The organism is Anoxybacillus sp. FSL W8-1294 (assembly GCF_037965005.1).
Taxonomy (GTDB): Bacteria; Bacillota; Bacilli; order Bacillales; family Anoxybacillaceae; genus Anoxybacillus; species Anoxybacillus flavithermus_G.
This window is the reverse complement of sequence record NZ_CP150179.1, coordinates 2,747,519-2,762,898: the sequence shown is the minus strand read 5'-3', so window position 1 is coordinate 2,762,898 and position 15,380 is coordinate 2,747,519. Positions and strand designations below refer to the sequence as shown.

General features: G+C 40.7%; 11 protein-coding genes and 3 pseudogenes. 12 read left to right on the top strand and 2 right to left on the bottom strand.

All coding sequences use genetic code 11. From position 1 onward, the window contains the following. Positions 1-205: 205 nt before the first annotated feature. Positions 206-994, top strand: a pseudogene (locus tag NSQ23_RS14915) (phospho-sugar mutase); the annotation flags it as partial. 17 nt (positions 995-1,011) lie between these two features. Here the strand turns inward: NSQ23_RS14915 and NSQ23_RS14910 are convergent. Beyond that, positions 1,012-1,395 carry a VOC family protein gene (locus tag NSQ23_RS14910; RefSeq protein ID WP_339171868.1) on the bottom strand — a complete coding sequence of 128 codons (384 nt, stop codon included), beginning with the start codon at positions 1,393-1,395 and terminating at the stop codon, positions 1,012-1,014. A gap of 135 nt (positions 1,396-1,530) precedes the next feature. Here NSQ23_RS14910 and NSQ23_RS14905 point away from each other — a divergent pair, with 135 nt between their 5' ends. The 10 genes and pseudogenes from NSQ23_RS14905 to NSQ23_RS14860 form a co-directional block, all read left to right on the top strand. Continuing rightward, positions 1,531-2,928 (top strand): PTS fructose transporter subunit IIBC, encoded by a 1,398-nt coding sequence (locus NSQ23_RS14905; protein WP_339174447.1) that lies wholly within the window; start codon positions 1,531-1,533, stop codon positions 2,926-2,928. A 27-nt stretch (positions 2,929-2,955) separates the two neighbouring features. Continuing rightward, a complete protein-coding gene (locus tag NSQ23_RS14900) occupies positions 2,956-4,962 on the top strand; it encodes a BglG family transcription antiterminator (RefSeq protein ID WP_339171867.1) in 2,007 nt (668 codons plus the stop codon). Between the two features lie 15 nt (positions 4,963-4,977). After that, a complete protein-coding gene (locus tag NSQ23_RS14895) occupies positions 4,978-5,436 on the top strand; it encodes a fructose PTS transporter subunit IIA (RefSeq protein ID WP_004577697.1) in 459 nt (152 codons plus the stop codon). Positions 5,437-5,457: 21 nt separating this feature from the next. Then, positions 5,458-6,420 (top strand): mannose-6-phosphate isomerase, class I, encoded by a 963-nt coding sequence (gene manA / locus NSQ23_RS14890; protein ID WP_339171865.1) that lies wholly within the window; start codon positions 5,458-5,460, stop codon positions 6,418-6,420. Between the two features lie 172 nt (positions 6,421-6,592). Then, positions 6,593-8,380, top strand: a complete 1,788-nt coding sequence (locus NSQ23_RS14885) for a phospho-sugar mutase (protein WP_339171863.1) — start codon at positions 6,593-6,595, stop codon at positions 8,378-8,380. A 14-nt stretch (positions 8,381-8,394) separates the two neighbouring features. Then, positions 8,395-9,363 carry a UDP-glucose 4-epimerase GalE gene (galE, locus tag NSQ23_RS14880; protein ID WP_339171860.1) on the top strand — a complete coding sequence of 323 codons (969 nt, stop codon included), beginning with the start codon at positions 8,395-8,397 and terminating at the stop codon, positions 9,361-9,363. Positions 9,364-9,775: 412 nt separating this feature from the next. Next, positions 9,776-11,575 (top strand): DUF262 domain-containing protein, encoded by a 1,800-nt coding sequence (locus NSQ23_RS14875; protein ID WP_339171857.1) that lies wholly within the window; start codon positions 9,776-9,778, stop codon positions 11,573-11,575. Between the two features lie 58 nt (positions 11,576-11,633). Then, positions 11,634-11,897 (top strand): annotated as a pseudogene (locus tag NSQ23_RS14870) (transposase); the annotation flags it as partial. 214 nt (positions 11,898-12,111) lie between these two features. Further along, positions 12,112-12,624: a hypothetical protein gene (locus NSQ23_RS14865; protein WP_339171854.1), complete on the top strand. Its 513-nt coding sequence runs from the start codon at positions 12,112-12,114 to the stop codon at positions 12,622-12,624. Positions 12,625-12,654: 30 nt separating this feature from the next. Continuing rightward, positions 12,655-12,874: pseudogene (locus tag NSQ23_RS14860) on the top strand (UDP-glucose 4-epimerase GalE); the annotation flags it as partial. A 218-nt stretch (positions 12,875-13,092) separates the two neighbouring features. Here NSQ23_RS14860 and NSQ23_RS14855 read toward each other — a convergent pair. Further along, complete coding sequence (locus NSQ23_RS14855) at positions 13,093-14,475, bottom strand: hypothetical protein (protein ID WP_004892875.1); 1,383 nt, start codon at positions 14,473-14,475, stop codon at positions 13,093-13,095. Between the two features lie 473 nt (positions 14,476-14,948). On the opposite strand from NSQ23_RS14855, the gene NSQ23_RS14850 reads away from it, so the two are divergent. Then, a complete protein-coding gene (locus NSQ23_RS14850; RefSeq protein ID WP_339171851.1) occupies positions 14,949-15,374 on the top strand; it encodes a GIY-YIG nuclease family protein in 426 nt (141 codons plus the stop codon). The last annotated feature ends 6 nt before the right edge of the window (positions 15,375-15,380 follow it).

Below are 15,380 nucleotides of genomic sequence, written 5' to 3'. Positions count from 1 at the left end.
CAAAGCTACAGGAGAGAGAAGAGTGTCCCCGATGATCCTAAGACCATTATCCAAGAACATCGCGAAAAGTCCAACCCCGATGTAGTGCCATCCACGGGGGAGGGGCGCGCCCCTCCCCCGTGGGCAAATCACTTACACATATGCGATTGTCAAGGAGCATATCCAACTGGAAATTCGATTTAAAAATCTTTCTAAACATACTATACGAGGAGAGTATGTCGTTTTAACTGGTAATCAAATGGGCGCGTTAATGTTAGAGTATTTGTTATCACAAAAACAAGCAAAAGGCATCTTGCCGAAGAATGGTGTCGTATTGAAAACGATCGTGACATCAGAAATCGGTCGGGCGATTGCCGCGCATTATGGACTCGAAACGATCGATACGTTAACTGGCTTTAAGTTCATCGGTGAAAAAATCGACGAATTTGAGCGAACGAAAGAATACACGTTCCAATTTGGATATGAAGAAAGTTACGGTTATTTAATCGGTGACTTTGTTCGCGATAAAGATGCGGTGCAGTCAGCTATTTTTGCGGCAGAAGTAGCAGCGTATTATAAAGCGCAAGGCAAAACGTTATATGAAGGACTAATGGACATTTTTGAAAAGTATGGCTACTATAAAGAGTCATTGCGTTCGTTAACGTTAAAAGGAAAAGAAGGGGCAGAGCGAATTGCTCACATCATGTCTTCGTTCCGCAAACAACCATTACGTGAAGTCGCTGGTGTAGAGGTTGTTGCAGTGGAAGATTACGCTGTGGGCAAACGATGGGAAAACGGTATAGAGCAATCGCTTTGTTTGCCACGATCGAATGTGTTGAAATATGAACTAGCCAACGGTTCATGGTTTTGTGTTCGCCCGTCAGGCACAGAGCCGAAAGCGAAATTTTATTTTGGCGTAAAAGGCAAGTCACAAAAAGAAAGTGATGCGCTGTTAGCCGAACTTGAACAAGCCGTTATGTCGCTTGTGGAAGATGCTTTATATCAAATGAAGTGATGGGGAGTTTTCCCCATCTATCCCCTTTCATACAACTCAAGTGGTAATTGATCTGGATCTTGAAAGAATGTGAACTTTTTCCCCGTTATCGGATCGATGCGAATCGGTTCGACTTCAATGTGATGCGCTTGTAAATAAGCGATCGTTTCCTCAATACAATCTACTGCAAATGCTAGATGGCGTAAGCCACATGCTTCAGGATAGCTTTGTCTTTTTGGTGGATGTTCGAAAGAAAAAAGCTCTAGTTGTAAATCCCCGATTTGCAAATCTAACTTATATGATCGTTTATCAGCGCGATAATGTTCGTGAATGATTGGTAGTTGTAAAACACGTGTGTAAAAATGTTTGGATCGTTCATAATTCGAACAGATAATTGCTATGTGATGTAGTTGTGTGAACATTTGTCTTCTCCCCCTTGCACGGTAATGATTTGTATTTTACCACAATTTACGGTAAAAATTTGTGATAATGTTGGTCGGATTGTCCGTTATAATAACAGTGTAACAAATAAAGCGCTTACAGAAGGGGAGAGATGGATGAAATTTGTAGCGATTACATCTTGTCCAAATGGAATTGCCCATACGTACATGGCGGCAGAAAAGTTAGCGAAGGCAGCTGAACGGATGGGACATGAAATGAAGGTGGAAACTCAAGGTTCCATTGGTGTGGAAAATGAGTTGACACGAGAAGATATTGAACAAGCCGATGGGGTGATTATTGCGGCGGATAAGCAAGTGGATAAAAGTCGCTTTCGAGGGAAACGGGTGTTGGAAGTGTCGGTTACGGATGGCATTCGTCGTCCGGAGGAGTTGATTGCACGCTTTGAGCGAAACGAAGTGCCGGTATATGAAGTGGTAGAGAAGCTGAAGAGTGTAGCGGAAGCGAAAAAAGAGCGAAATGAGAAGCAAAATCCTATATATCGAAATTTGATGAATGGTGTTTCATATATGATTCCGTTTGTTGTGATCGGCGGATTGCTTATTGCGCTTTCGCTTGCGATCGGAGGAGAGCCAACGGCAAAAGGGCTAGTCATTCCCGAAGGTTCGATCTGGAATCGTATTTTAGACGTCGGTGTAGCGAGTTTCACATTTATGGTACCAATTTTGTCAGGTTTCATTGCGGTTAGTATTGCTGATCGCCCAGGGTTGGCACCGGGGATGGTCGGTGGTTACATTGCGGCAAACGGTAGTTTTTATGGCAGTGACGCAGGAGCTGGTTTTATTGGTGGTATCATTGCAGGGTTTTTAGCAGGATACATTGTAAAAGCAATTAAGCAAATTCGGGTTCCTCAAATGATTCAACCAATTATGCCGATTTTGATTATCCCGATTGTATCGTCTTTATTTGTTGCGGCCGCATTCATTTTCGTTATTGGTCAACCTATTGCGGGAATGATGGAAGGATTAACATCATGGTTAAATAGTATGCAGGGAACAAGCAAAGTAGTATTAGCGATGATTTTAGGCGCAATGATTGCCTTCGATATGGGGGGGCCGGTAAACAAGGTTGCTTTCCTATTCGGTTCCGCAATGATTGCGGAAGGGCATGCGAATATTATGGGGGCGATTGCTGTAGCCATTTGTGTTCCTCCACTCGGTTTAGGGTTAGCTACATTGTTAAGTAAAACAAAATATACGAATGAGGAGCGCGAGGCAGGGAAAGCTGCTCTTGCGATGGGGCTTGTTGGGATTACAGAGGGGGCGATCCCATTTGCGGCGCGAGATCCGTTGCGGGTAATTCCTAGCATTATGATTGGCTCTATGGCCGGAGCGGTCATTGCGATGTTGAGTAATGTTGCCGATCATGTTCCACATGGTGGCCCGATCGTCGCAGTATTTCGTGCGGTGGACAATGTACCGATGTTCTTCGTTTCCATTGTTGTCGGTATGATTGTCACAGCTTTGCTTGTCAATGCGGTGAAAAAACCGGTATAGGTGGAGAAGTGATAAAGGGGAAGGAGGATGTCGAACACGATTCCCCCTTCTCATTTTACAAATGGAGTGAAGGTGGTGACAGTGGTGATTTCTCGACATAAAAAAATTATAAAAGCGTTATTAGACGCGAATCATTATTTATCTGTCACTTCACTTGCTGATGATTTACGTTGTTCAGAGAAAACTATTCGTAATGATTTAAAGGTGATAGACCAATGGTTACAACGGTATCCGACATTAAAAATTGAGCGAAAACCGAGCGTCGGGGTGCGATTGGAAGGGGACAATGAAGAGAAAGAGACTTTGTTTCGCGATCTTTTACGTATGAACGACAATGAGGAACGTCAGCTTCAGTTGTTAAAATGCTTATTGATGGCGGACAAGCCAATGACGATGCAACAGCTGGCCGACCGATTTTATATGAGCAAGACTTCTATCCATGATGATTTGGAAGAGATTGATTATTGGCTACGTTCGTTCCATTTAAAGTTGATCCGTAAACCTAATTTAGGATTAAAGGTCGAAGGGGAAGAGAAAAATTGGCGTGCTGCTTTATCCAAGTTAGTCGAGTTGTTCGTTGATCACGCCTACTATATGTTGAATGAGCAGCAGCTGAAAATGGTTGCCGATGTAATACAGCCATATGAAGTTGCATTCATCGAAAAGGCGGTTCAAGAACTTGAGGCAACGTTGTCATTTCCGTTAACCGATGAGGCGATAATAAGTCTTACAATTCATATCGCTATTGCCGTCAAGAGAATGAAACAAGGTTATCGTATTCAAATGAATCCCATCCAATTAGAAGAATTACAACAAAAAAGGGAGTACAAGTTAGCCGAACAATTAGCAAGAAAAATTGAAATGTGGTTCGCTATCAAAATTCCAGCAGCTGAAGTAGGTTACATGACTTTACATTTGTTAGGTGCAAGAATTCGTTATGACCGTGTCCGTCTTGCCAAAGGGGTAGAACAGTTTTTCAGTCAAGTAGATGAGGAAGCACTACAAGTGACACGTTTGCTTATTGAGCATATCGCGGATCATATCGATGCGAGGTGCATGAATGACAAAGAGTTATTACTAGGTTTGACGATCCATCTCCATTCCACATTCAATCGCCTACGCAACGGGCTGTCAATTACAAATCCGATGTTGCGCGAAATTAAGCGAACATATCGTTATTCATTTGAAATTGTGCTTTCGTTTATGAAACAGATGGAAAAAATAATAAAGTTGAATATCCCTGAGGATGAGATCGCATATATTGTTTTGCATATTCAAGCGGCGTTTGAGCGGGTGAAGCATAAGCAACATGGACGGCAGAAAGTGCTTGTCGTTTGTGCAACAGGTGCTGGAACTTCTCGTTTTGTCGAGGCGAAATTGGAGTCAGTTTTTCCTGAAATTGATGTTGTTGGGATCGCTTCGGTTTCTAAATTGAGTGAATCAATAGGAGAGAAGAAACCGGATCTTTTAATTAGCACCGTTCCTTTACCTATGGACATACCTGTTCCGGTCATTACGGTTAGTCCGTTGCTTCAAGATCGGGAGTTAGAAACAATTAAGGATCAGCTGTTCCGTTTACGAGTGCAAGAGCCAGGAGGGAAATCTTATGAAGTGCTCAAATCTTTACTAGATGAGCGGCTTATTTTTCTTGATCTTCCTTTTGAAAGCCGAGAGTGTGTGATGAATTATTTAGCAGAACAACTTTATCAATATGGGTATGTATATGAGGAGTATAAACAAAGTGTGAATGAGCGGGAACGTTTATCTTCCACTTACATTGGGAACGACATGGCAATTCCACACGGAGAAGTACAGTTCATCCGAAAATCAGTCATTGCGGTTGGGAGATTGCAGGCTCCGATTGTTTGGGGGGAGGATCGAGTTCAGCTCGTTTTCATGATCGCTAATCGTATGCAGGAAAAAGAGCGTATTAAACAGCTGTTTCAAGAGTTAGTTGCTCTATCAGAGGATGAGGGAACGCTAAAACAGCTGAAGCAAGCAAAAACGGTAAATCAGTTTTATCAATGTTTATAAAAGGAGTCGAGGACGATGACATTAACACAGTTGCTGACGGAACAATTAGTCAAATTGCACTTGGAAGGAACGACAAAAGATGAAATTATGGAAGAGATGATCGAATTGATTGATCAGGCTGGGGGATTACTTGATCGAAAGGGGTATAAACAGGCGTTATATGACAGGGAACGTGAGGGGAGTACAGGAATTGGGTTTGGTATTGCAATTCCACATGGGAAAAGTGATGCGGTTAAGCATCCTTGTCTAGCGTTTGGGGTGAAGCAGGAGGGAGTAGACTGGGATAGCTTGGATGGAGAAAAGGTGAAGCTTATTTTTATGATCGCGGTACCTGAACAGTATGCAGGAAATGAGCATTTGAAAATTTTGCAGCTGTTATCGAGAAAGTTGATGGATGATGCGTTTAGGGAACAGTTATTAACTATACGAAAAGTAGAGGATGTTTTACAATTGTTTGATACGTTTCAAGCTTAGTGTGTGAGGGGGGGAATGATCATGAACAACATACCGCTCTTTTTATCACCAGTGTTTCAAGAACGTATTTGGGGCGGAAATCGTCTTCGCGAGCAGTTTGGTTATGACATTCCTTCGGAGCGAACGGGGGAATGCTGGGCCATTTCTGCCCATCCAAACGGACAGACGATCGTGACTAACGAACCGTTCCGGGGGAAAACGTTAGGCGTGCTGTGGGAACAGCATCCAGAACTGTTTGGTCATTTTCCAGCTGACCGTTTTCCTCTATTGACAAAAATTTTAGATGCAAATGCTGATTTATCGGTACAAGTACATCCAAACGATGAATACGCGCGTACATATGAACATGGAGAATTAGGAAAAACAGAATGTTGGTATATTATCGACTGTAAAGATGGGGCAGAGCTAATATACGGGCATTATGCAAAAACAAAAGAAGAATTACGACAAATGATGGAAGAAGGACGTTGGCATGATTTACTTCGGAAAGTACCCATCCGTCCCGGGGACTTTTTTTATGTACCAAGTGGTACAGTACATGCGCTCTGTGAAGGAACGCTTGTCCTTGAAACACAACAAAACTCAGATACGACGTATCGTATATATGACTACGATCGTATAGATGAGAAAGGGAATAAACGAGAATTACACTTAGCTAAGGCAATCGATGTCGTTGTTGTTCCTCATGTTGATGTGCATTACGAGCCATATGTGATTCAAACAACTGGTGCGAGGATTACAACATTTGTTGAAAATGAGTATTTTACCGTACAAAAATGGGATATTGAACGAGAGTGGCATGTTAAGCAAGTAGATCACTTTTTATTAGTTAGCGTCCTTGAGGGGGAAGGAGATCTCCATACCTCCCAACGGACGTATCGAGTTCGGAAGGGAGACCATTTTATTCTGCCTCATTCACTTGATAGTTTTACAGTAAGCGGAAATTTACGATGCATTGTCTCTTCACCGTCATGGCCAAAATAACTTTGGATATGTGCAGCGTGCCTGTCACGCCCCGATAAATTGGAACGTTTCAAATCAAAGGAATTGTATCACATCCGTAAACAACAAAGGGGGACAGAAAGATGACATATAAAGCGGCAGTAGAAAAATGGCTTTCATATCCAAAGCTATATAAGTTGCAATTTTGTTTTACATGGCATTGTTCGCTCTTCTTGTCACCGTGCCAGCTTGTCAGGTGATAAAGACGGAACATGGAGATCGGAAATTCTTTATTACAACCTATATAGATGCAGAATTGAAGCAACAATTAATTTTGATGCAGCATAATCAAAAAGCTCTTGAAGATAGCTTTTACAAACACTTAGAATTCGGTACAGGCGGGATGCGCGGGGAAATTGGTCCTGGTACGAATCGAATGAATATCTATACCATTCGCAAAGCATCGGAAGGATTAGCGCGTTATATTGTTGAACAAGGCGAAGAAGCGAAAGAGCGCGGTGTCGTGATTGCCTATGATTCCCGCCATAAGTCACCGGAGTTTGCGTTGGAAGTGGCAAAGACGGTTGGGAAGCATGGGATTAAAGCTTACTTATTTAAAGAGCTTCGTCCAACGCCAGAGCTGTCGTTTGCCGTTCGTTATCTCGGAGCGTTTGCCGGTGTTGTCATTACCGCAAGCCATAATCCGCCTGAGTATAACGGATTTAAAGTGTATGGGCAAGACGGCGGACAAATCCCGCCAGCTGTGGCAGATGCGATTATTCAATACGTCAATGCCGTCGAAAATGAATTGACGGTTGCAGTAGCAAGCGAGCAAGAACTTCTGGAAAACGGACTGCTTACATATATCGGCGAAGAAATCGATGAAGCCTACCTTCAGCAATTAAAAACGATTCAACTAAATCCAGAAATGGTTGCGGAAGTGGCGAAAGATTTAAAAATTGTTTTTTCTCCTTTGCATGGCACAGCCAATAAGTTAGTCCGCGCTGGTTTAAAAGCATTTGGTTTCGAAAACGTGACGGTTGTAAAAGAACAAGAACTTCCAGACCCGAACTTTTCCACTGTTGCCTCGCCAAATCCGGAAGAACACGCAGCGTTTGAACTTGCGATAAAATATGGCGAAGAAATTGATGCCGACATTTTAATGGCGACAGACCCGGATGCGGATCGTCTTGGTGTCGCGGTGAAAAACCTTGAAGGACAATATGTTGTCTTAACGGGCAACCAAATGGGTGCGTTGATGCTAGAATATTTATTATCACAAAAGCAGGCGAAAGGAATATTGCCGGGAAATGGTGTCGTTGTGAAAACGATCGTGACGTCCGAAATCGGCCGCGCGATTGCCGAGCATTATGGTTTGCCAACGATCGATACGTTGACTGGGTTTAAATTTATTGGCGAGAAGATTAACGAGTTTGAACGGACGAAAGAATACACGTTCCAATTTGGTTATGAAGAAAGCTATGGCTATTTAATCGGTGACTTTGTCCGCGACAAAGATGCGGTGCAATCGGCGATTTTTGCCGCAGAAGTAGCGGCTTATTATAAAGCGCAGGGAAAAACATTGTATGAAGGATTATTAGAGATTTTTGAAAAATACGGTTACTATCGGGAATCATTGCATTCGCTAACGTTAAAAGGAAAAGACGGCGCCGAGCAAATTGCCAATATTCTAGCTACCTTCCGTAAAGAACCGCCGAAAGAAATCGCCGGTGTCGAAGTTGTCGCGATCGAAGACTATTTGATAAGCAAGCGCACCATTGTCGCGACAGGGGAAGAACAGACGATTGACTTGCCTCGTTCGAACGTGTTGAAATATCATCTTGCGAATGGCGCATGGTTCTGTTTGCGCCCATCAGGCACAGAGCCGAAAGCGAAGTTTTACTTTGGCGTGAGAGGAACATCGTTACAAGAGAGCGAAGAACTTGTTGCCGCATTAGAAAACGCGGTAATGGCTATAGTCCATCAAATAGTTAATGTATAATTGGGGGATTGTATATGATTCTCGTTGTCGGCGGAGCCGGTTATATCGGCAGTCATTTAGTGAAAGAATTAGTGAAAAAAGAGCAAGTGATCGTTCTTGATAACTTATCGACTGGCCATCGCTATTTAGTGGATGACCGCGCGGTGTTTGTGCAAGGGGATTTAGGGAACAAAGCGGATCTTGAGCCGATTTTTGAAAAATACCCGATTCAAGCCGTCATGCATTTTGCGGCGAACAGCTTAGTCGGCGAATCGGTGGTGAATCCGCTGAAATATTATCAAAACAACGTTGCCGCTACCTTAACGTTACTAGAGACGATGCTAAAGTATAATGTGAAAAACTTTATCTTCTCGTCAACCGCGGCGACGTATGGAATTCCGAATGTCGAATTGATTACGGAAGATTGCCCAACAAATCCAATTAATCCGTATGGACGTTCAAAGTTGATGATCGAACAAATTTTAGCGGATTTTGCTTCTGCGTATGGTTTGAACTATGTCGTCCTTCGCTACTTTAACGCGGCTGGGGCGCACGAGTCAGGAGAAATTGGCGAAGACCATAACCCAGAAACCCATTTGATTCCGATTGTCTTGCAGCACTTGTTAGGCCAGCGCGACAAAATTTCCGTCTTCGGTACGGACTATGATACACCAGACGGGACATGCATTCGCGACTATATCCATGTCACCGACTTAGCGAAGGCGCATATTTTAGCGCTGGAAGCTTTATTGTCAGGCAAAAAGAAAACCGCCGTTTATAACCTTGGCAACGGCTTAGGCTATTCCGTCAAAGAAGTGATTGAAACATGTGAAAAAGTAACTGGACGTAAAGCCGTCATTGAATATACGGACCGTCGTCCGGGCGACCCGGCGCGCCTTGTCGCTTCCTCGCAAAAAATTTATGAAGAACTTGGCTGGAAAGCGGAATATTCATTAGAACAAATCATCGAAAGCGCGTGGAAGTGGCATCAGCGGAAAGGGTGAGAAGGGCAGGCCGCCCTTGTTGCAAGGGTGGCTAGTATAAATAACTGAATATTGTGTGTTTTTTGTTGATAGTGCTTGCGTGGCGGCAACGGTTTGACTCTTGCTTGACGGTTGGTGGTAAGAGAGTTAGTAGTACATACATCGTGGGTATATTTTCATAAAAATGTTATGGAAGGAAAAGGATTGGGGTGAATGGGTGTAGAAATAAAAGGATTGATGTCAATATGGCAAATATGGAGGATAGAAAAGTGAATCAGCAGCTATTTGCGGAACAAATGTGGGCAACACTGTTGGAGTAGCTCTAGAAGGGAAAGGCGTTTCTGCGCCTAAAGGGGGGAAATATGGTTCATTGCCAGAGAAAATGACTACTATATGTAACTATTTTTGTTGTATTCTAGCAAATTAGCCAGTAATGGGCTGGTTACTATTTATGAGGGGAGAAAAAATGAATTCGATTACTACTTTTGATAGCACGGTAGAGAGTTTATTAGATTTACTAGAAAGTATCAAAGATTGCAGAACACAACTGCCTGATTTTCAAAGAGAGTGGGTTTGGGATGATGAACGGATTAGAAATCTTTTAATTAGTATTTCTCTTTCCTATCCTATCGGCGCAGTGATGATGCTTCAAACAGGCAACCCAAACGTTCGTTTTGCTCCTAGACCTATTGAAGGGGTAACTAACAATAATCAAGTTGAGCCGGAAAGATTAATTCTTGACGGGCAACAACGACTCACTTCCTTATTCCAATCATTGAAGCTGAAAACGCCTGTTCTTACAAGAGATGCGAGGGGGAGAGAAATCAAAAGATTTTATTACATTGATATCGATAAAATTTTGGATCCGAATGTTGATCGAGAAGAAACGATCGTTAGCGTTCCTGAAGATAGAATAGTTAAAGGACCGGGCAATAAAATTATTGCTGATTATTCCGACTTGGACAAAGAGTGCGAAGCAGGGATGTTGCCAATCAATTTGTTGTTTGATCCAGCTGAGTTGTTAAAATGGCAAACCCGTTACTTTTCAGATTCAAATAAAATCGCGGAGAGATCATTGAAATGGCAAAGATTAATGACTGAAGTGTTTCCTCGTTTTCAACAATATCAAGTTCCTGTCATTATGCTTAGAAAGCAAACTCCGAAGGAAGCGGTTTGTCAAGTTTTTGAAAATGTAAACACTGGTGGCGTATCGTTAACAGTATTCGAGCTGCTTACAGCCACTTTTGCAGCGGATAACTTTCGGTTGAGAGATGATTGGCAAAGCAAAGAAGCGAAGCTGAAAAAATCAGGGGAAATTTACAACAAGATTTTGGCTGATATTAGCAGTACCGATTTGCTTCAAACGGTTTCTCTATTGACGACATACAATCGGAGAAAAACGAGAGCTGGTGCTGCGGTAAGCTGTAAGCGTAAAGACATTTTAAAACTAACTTTAGCCGATTATCTGGATTGGGCAGATAAAGCAACGGATGGTTTTATTGAGGCGGCGAAATTTTTGCAGGAACAGAAGGTTTTTTCCGCAAGAGACTTGCCGTACGGAACGCAGTTAATACCATTAGCGGCCATTTTTGTGGAATTGGGGAGCAAAGCGCATAACATTCATGTCCGCAATAAAATCGCTCGGTGGTATTGGTGCGGTGTGTTGGGCGAGCTCTATGGCGGTGCTTCAGAGACTCGAATAGCACGCGATTTATCGGAAGTCATCGACTGGATTAACGGGGGCTCAGAACCAAGTACCATTGTTGAAGCTAATTTCTCCGCAGATCGGCTCCTTACTTTACGAACTCGAAATAGTGCAGCTTACAAAGGTTTGCATGTTTTGCTAATGAGGGAAGGGGGACAAGACTTTCTTTCTGGTGTACCAATAGATATTCAGACGTACTACGGGGAATCCATTGATATTCATCATATTTTCCCACGTGCATATTGCGAACGCAACGGTATTGATAAAAACCTTTACGATTCTATCGTGAATAAAACTCCTTTATCTTATAAGACGAACCGCATCATTGGTGGTGATGCTCCAAGCGTGTATTTGCATAAACTAGAGCAAAAATACAATATTTCGTCAAGTCAATTAGATCAAATTTTGCAGACGCATTTGATCGACGTTCCATCCTTACGCTCTAATAACTTTCATCAATTTTTTGAAAAGCGAAGACTTTCCCTATTAAAAATTATAGAACGGGTGATGGGGAAGAAAGTGATGTGAACTTCCGCTGAGAAAAGTGGATTTGATTTATTGCGATACCACCCCTCGATGCTCGAATTACTATCGCTTGAGAGACCGCATCGATACCTATGTACTGCTCAGTTGGCTGGTCCTTCTATTGGTCGGGATTGTCGAAATCCGCACCCGGGAGGGCGTGGCGAAAGGTGCGGGCTGAACTACAACGACTAACTTTACGACATTTTTCTTCAAAATATGGATATCTATACCAATGTACCGAGTTCACTGCCAAACAGCGTTAACTCTTTGCGGCTGTAGGGGTGAGCCTTCTCCAAGAATCCTAGACAGTCAGCCTCACTCCTAGATACAGGCGTGAAGTATGCCCAATCGTTCAACAACCCTTGTGGCAAGGGATGGTGAACGATTTGTTTGCCTAGTAAGTGTCGAACTCGGGTTAGAGATTTTTGTAAAATACGGTTATTAAAGAAATTGATCCCAATAACTCTAAAAGCAAAAGAAGGTATCAGGCAAATCGCGAACATCTTAACGACCTTTCACAAGGAGGATGTTTATACTGGATGAGAAGATTTATTTCCATTTTAATTTCTTTAGTAATAATCTACGGAATGTTTTTCACAGATTTTCATATTTCCGAAGCCACTGACAAAAGCTATACAATATTATGGAAAACATATTATTTTAAAGACTCTGAGCATGTTATAATTAAAGACAACCTTAATTTTACTGATGGATTAAACAATGGATTAGCCTTGTTAGGTAAGGTGTTTAAAATGTTGTTTGTGGGTGGCTGGGATCTGTATACCTCATTAGATGACTTTATTTCACTTCTCAAAGTGAATATTTTTATAAATATCATATTGAGGATTTTGTTAATCCCAGTAAGTATCGTAATAGCAATGTTAGCAATGTTAATAGCACTTCCTGTATACTTATATAAACTTTTATTTTTTAAAGCAGCAGTAAGTTATTATCTTGGCTTTTGTGTGTCTTTCTTTGGTCTGTTATTTATTTCGAAATATATTGACGATTCCGATTCCAAGAGCAAACAATCTCAAACAGTAGAATCCTGATTACTTTGTATGGTTGCCTGTTACTTGTCGAAAAAAGCCATTTATAACCTATGCAACAGCTTAGGCTATTCTGTCAACGAAGTGATTGAAACATGTGAAAAAAGTCATCGGCCGCAAAGCCATTATTGAGTACACCGACCGCCGCCTTGGCGCCCTTTGTCGCCTCATCACAAAAAATTTATGATGCACTCAGCTGGAAAATGGAATATTCGTTGAAATCATCGAAAGCGAGTGGAAATGGTACAGCTAAAAAGTCAAAAGCCTCCTGTTGCTAAATGAGTGTTAACGGGAGGCTTTTTATTATTGTATCAATAATCCTATGTTAATTATATGTGAAATCTAAGGTTCCTCGATAGTTTGGCGAAACACAGGTTATTGAGAATGGGAAGGGATCCGATATTCATCTGGAATGAATTAGTCACTTACATAAAAACATTCTTAATTATTAATGAGTCTATAGCATTCCGTTTATGAATTAGGGGATTGAAGATACAATCCATCCTCATCAAAAATCATCCATTTTGGTTTTATGAAATCACCTTTTACGTCACTGTAAATGGATTGATATTTTGAGAAAGTGTTTTCTAAGAATGACAACATTTCCTTTTCCTTTTTAGGTAAAAATTTGGATATAAAGGTACAAAGTACAGGAGTATCTGCATGATCGAACATTAACCAATCTGCATAGAATTTATCTTCTCCCACCCTATAGTGAATGTGACGTCTTATGTTCCAGCCACGCTCTAAATATGCTTTTGAATGCTTGATAATGAAAAGTTCACGATAAATGTTATAATACTGACCACCTAGCAATTGTAATGATTTTAAATATGTTTCTAACTTTTTAGAGAAATCATTATCCATATAATAAGGATTAACGAGGTATTCAAATAATTCAACACTAAATTCCCCGATCCAGTCCCTCATGGAATAAAGAAGAATTCCTTTCTCTTTAGCTATTTCAAATGCTTCTCTTTCAATGGTTCGATAAAATAAGATCGGAATGATTCGTGTTCCTGTTTTGTAGTTTTTCATTCTGGCACTTTGCATTTCAATACGGGCTACAAATCCTTCTACATCTTCTAAATAAGTTTGCCTATGGAAGAGCATTTCCATAAATACAAAAGACGGTGTTTTTTTCTTTTCTTCGTTTTCATAATACGATTCATAAAAGCCATATAGATAGGTAAATCCAACGGCATCCCATAAATGTCCATTGAAATCTACCCGATTTTGCTCAGAATCAAATATATGAGTTTGATTCCACGCTGTTATGTTACAACGTTCTAACCATGTAGCAGCCTCTAATGCAAAAAGGCGATTGACCATATGTCTTCTGTACCATGGGTAAAGTTCAGCTTCGGATGAGATATTTTGCATTTTGGCAATGATATAAGAAATCTCATTATAATTTGATATATCTTTTATAATCCCAATTTGTAATAGATTATCTAACACTTTCTCTTTTGGCTCATTTGCTGGAAAAAAGTTGCGGTTGGTAACCGCTGCTGATATTTTGATGGCTTCCGAAGTTAAAATCCTTCCTTTATTATGAACCAGGCTTTGAAAAATTCGATGTAATCCTTTTCGCTGTTTTTGTAATGCTGTCTGCAATGCATCTGAAATATTATGGTGCTGTAAATAATACAAATACTGTCCTCTTCCGAACGATACTGGTTTAGTGGAAAAAATCACTTCGTTATCTGTTGCCCTTTGAATTATTTTTCGAGCATATGCGGACGAAATATCCATAGTTTCTCGAAGTTTTTGATTTAATTCACTTCCTAATAGAGGTCCGTATTTTTCAAGGATCTTTTTTATAACTTCAAAACCAATCCTAGAATTGTTCATCGAATCACCTTCGTCACAGTAATGTTAGTATAAATTATAATATAGTACACACGGATTATTAAAGTTTAAATGCTGAAAAAATAATATTCTATTTAAATAAATATTGTCACGGTTAAAAATACAGATTATAATAAAAATTGTAAATAGGTAAATATTTCTTTTTTGATGAAAGGAGGGACGAGCTTATGGCTAAAACGAAAGATGGCAAGAAAATTGTTCCTGTTAAGCCATACGTTAAAAAAGTAAGAGGCAAAAGTGTAAAAGTACGTGGCCATCGGCGTTCTACTCCAAATTAAAAAGCCCGTTGTTTGACAGAACAACGGACTTTTCACGAATTGGGGACTTCTATAAATTTTCCCTAAAAAATTACCTTCAAATATTTATGTTGATTATAAAGTATTAGATAGTCAAGTCCCCAATTCCTTCTTTTTTGAAGAAATCTATAAATTTTAGCAAAGAAAGAAGGGATCAAATTGGCTGAAAAAATATTTAATGTTGATTTTAAAGGCTATTGGAGGGAGCCGAATATCAGAGGGATTCCGGAAGAATCAGGAGTTTATTGTGTCTATGAATGTAAACACAATGTTTCAAATAAAACAGTCACCATCCATCGCTTAATTTATATTGGGGAATCAGATAATGTGAATGAACGAATCAAAAACCATGAGAAATGGGATGAGTGGAAACAATACGTAGGTTTAGGTAGAGAGCTATGTTTTTCTTTTGGCTATGTCGAATCAACTTATCGGGAAAGAGTAGAAGCGGCGCTTATCTATGAACATAAACCCCCTGTGAATGTTGAATATAAGTCATGTTTTCCTTTTGACAAAACAACGGTGAAAACAAGTGGAGCTAACTCAAAATTAAAAACGGAATTTACGGTTTTACGTACTTTGTAAGAGGGT

Bases quoted from the DNA above. Each gene is read 5' to 3' on its own strand.
- NSQ23_RS14910 (WP_339171868.1), bottom strand. From the start codon at position 1,395: ATGTTCACACAACTACATCACATAGCAATTATCTGTTCGAATTATGAA.
- NSQ23_RS14905 (WP_339174447.1), top strand. From the start codon at position 1,531: ATGAAATTTGTAGCGATTACATCTTGTCCAAATGGAATTGCCCATACG.
- NSQ23_RS14900 (WP_339171867.1), top strand. From the start codon at position 2,956: ATGTCGAACACGATTCCCCCTTCTCATTTTACAAATGGAGTGAAGGTG.
- NSQ23_RS14895 (WP_004577697.1), top strand. From the start codon at position 4,978: ATGACATTAACACAGTTGCTGACGGAACAATTAGTCAAATTGCACTTG.
- manA (WP_339171865.1), top strand. From the start codon at position 5,458: ATGAACAACATACCGCTCTTTTTATCACCAGTGTTTCAAGAACGTATT.
- NSQ23_RS14885 (WP_339171863.1), top strand. From the start codon at position 6,593: ATGGCATTGTTCGCTCTTCTTGTCACCGTGCCAGCTTGTCAGGTGATA.
- galE (WP_339171860.1), top strand. From the start codon at position 8,395: ATGATTCTCGTTGTCGGCGGAGCCGGTTATATCGGCAGTCATTTAGTG.
- NSQ23_RS14875 (WP_339171857.1), top strand. From the start codon at position 9,776: ATGGGCTGGTTACTATTTATGAGGGGAGAAAAAATGAATTCGATTACT.
- NSQ23_RS14865 (WP_339171854.1), top strand. From the start codon at position 12,112: ATGAGAAGATTTATTTCCATTTTAATTTCTTTAGTAATAATCTACGGA.
- NSQ23_RS14855 (WP_004892875.1), bottom strand. From the start codon at position 14,475: ATGAACAATTCTAGGATTGGTTTTGAAGTTATAAAAAAGATCCTTGAA.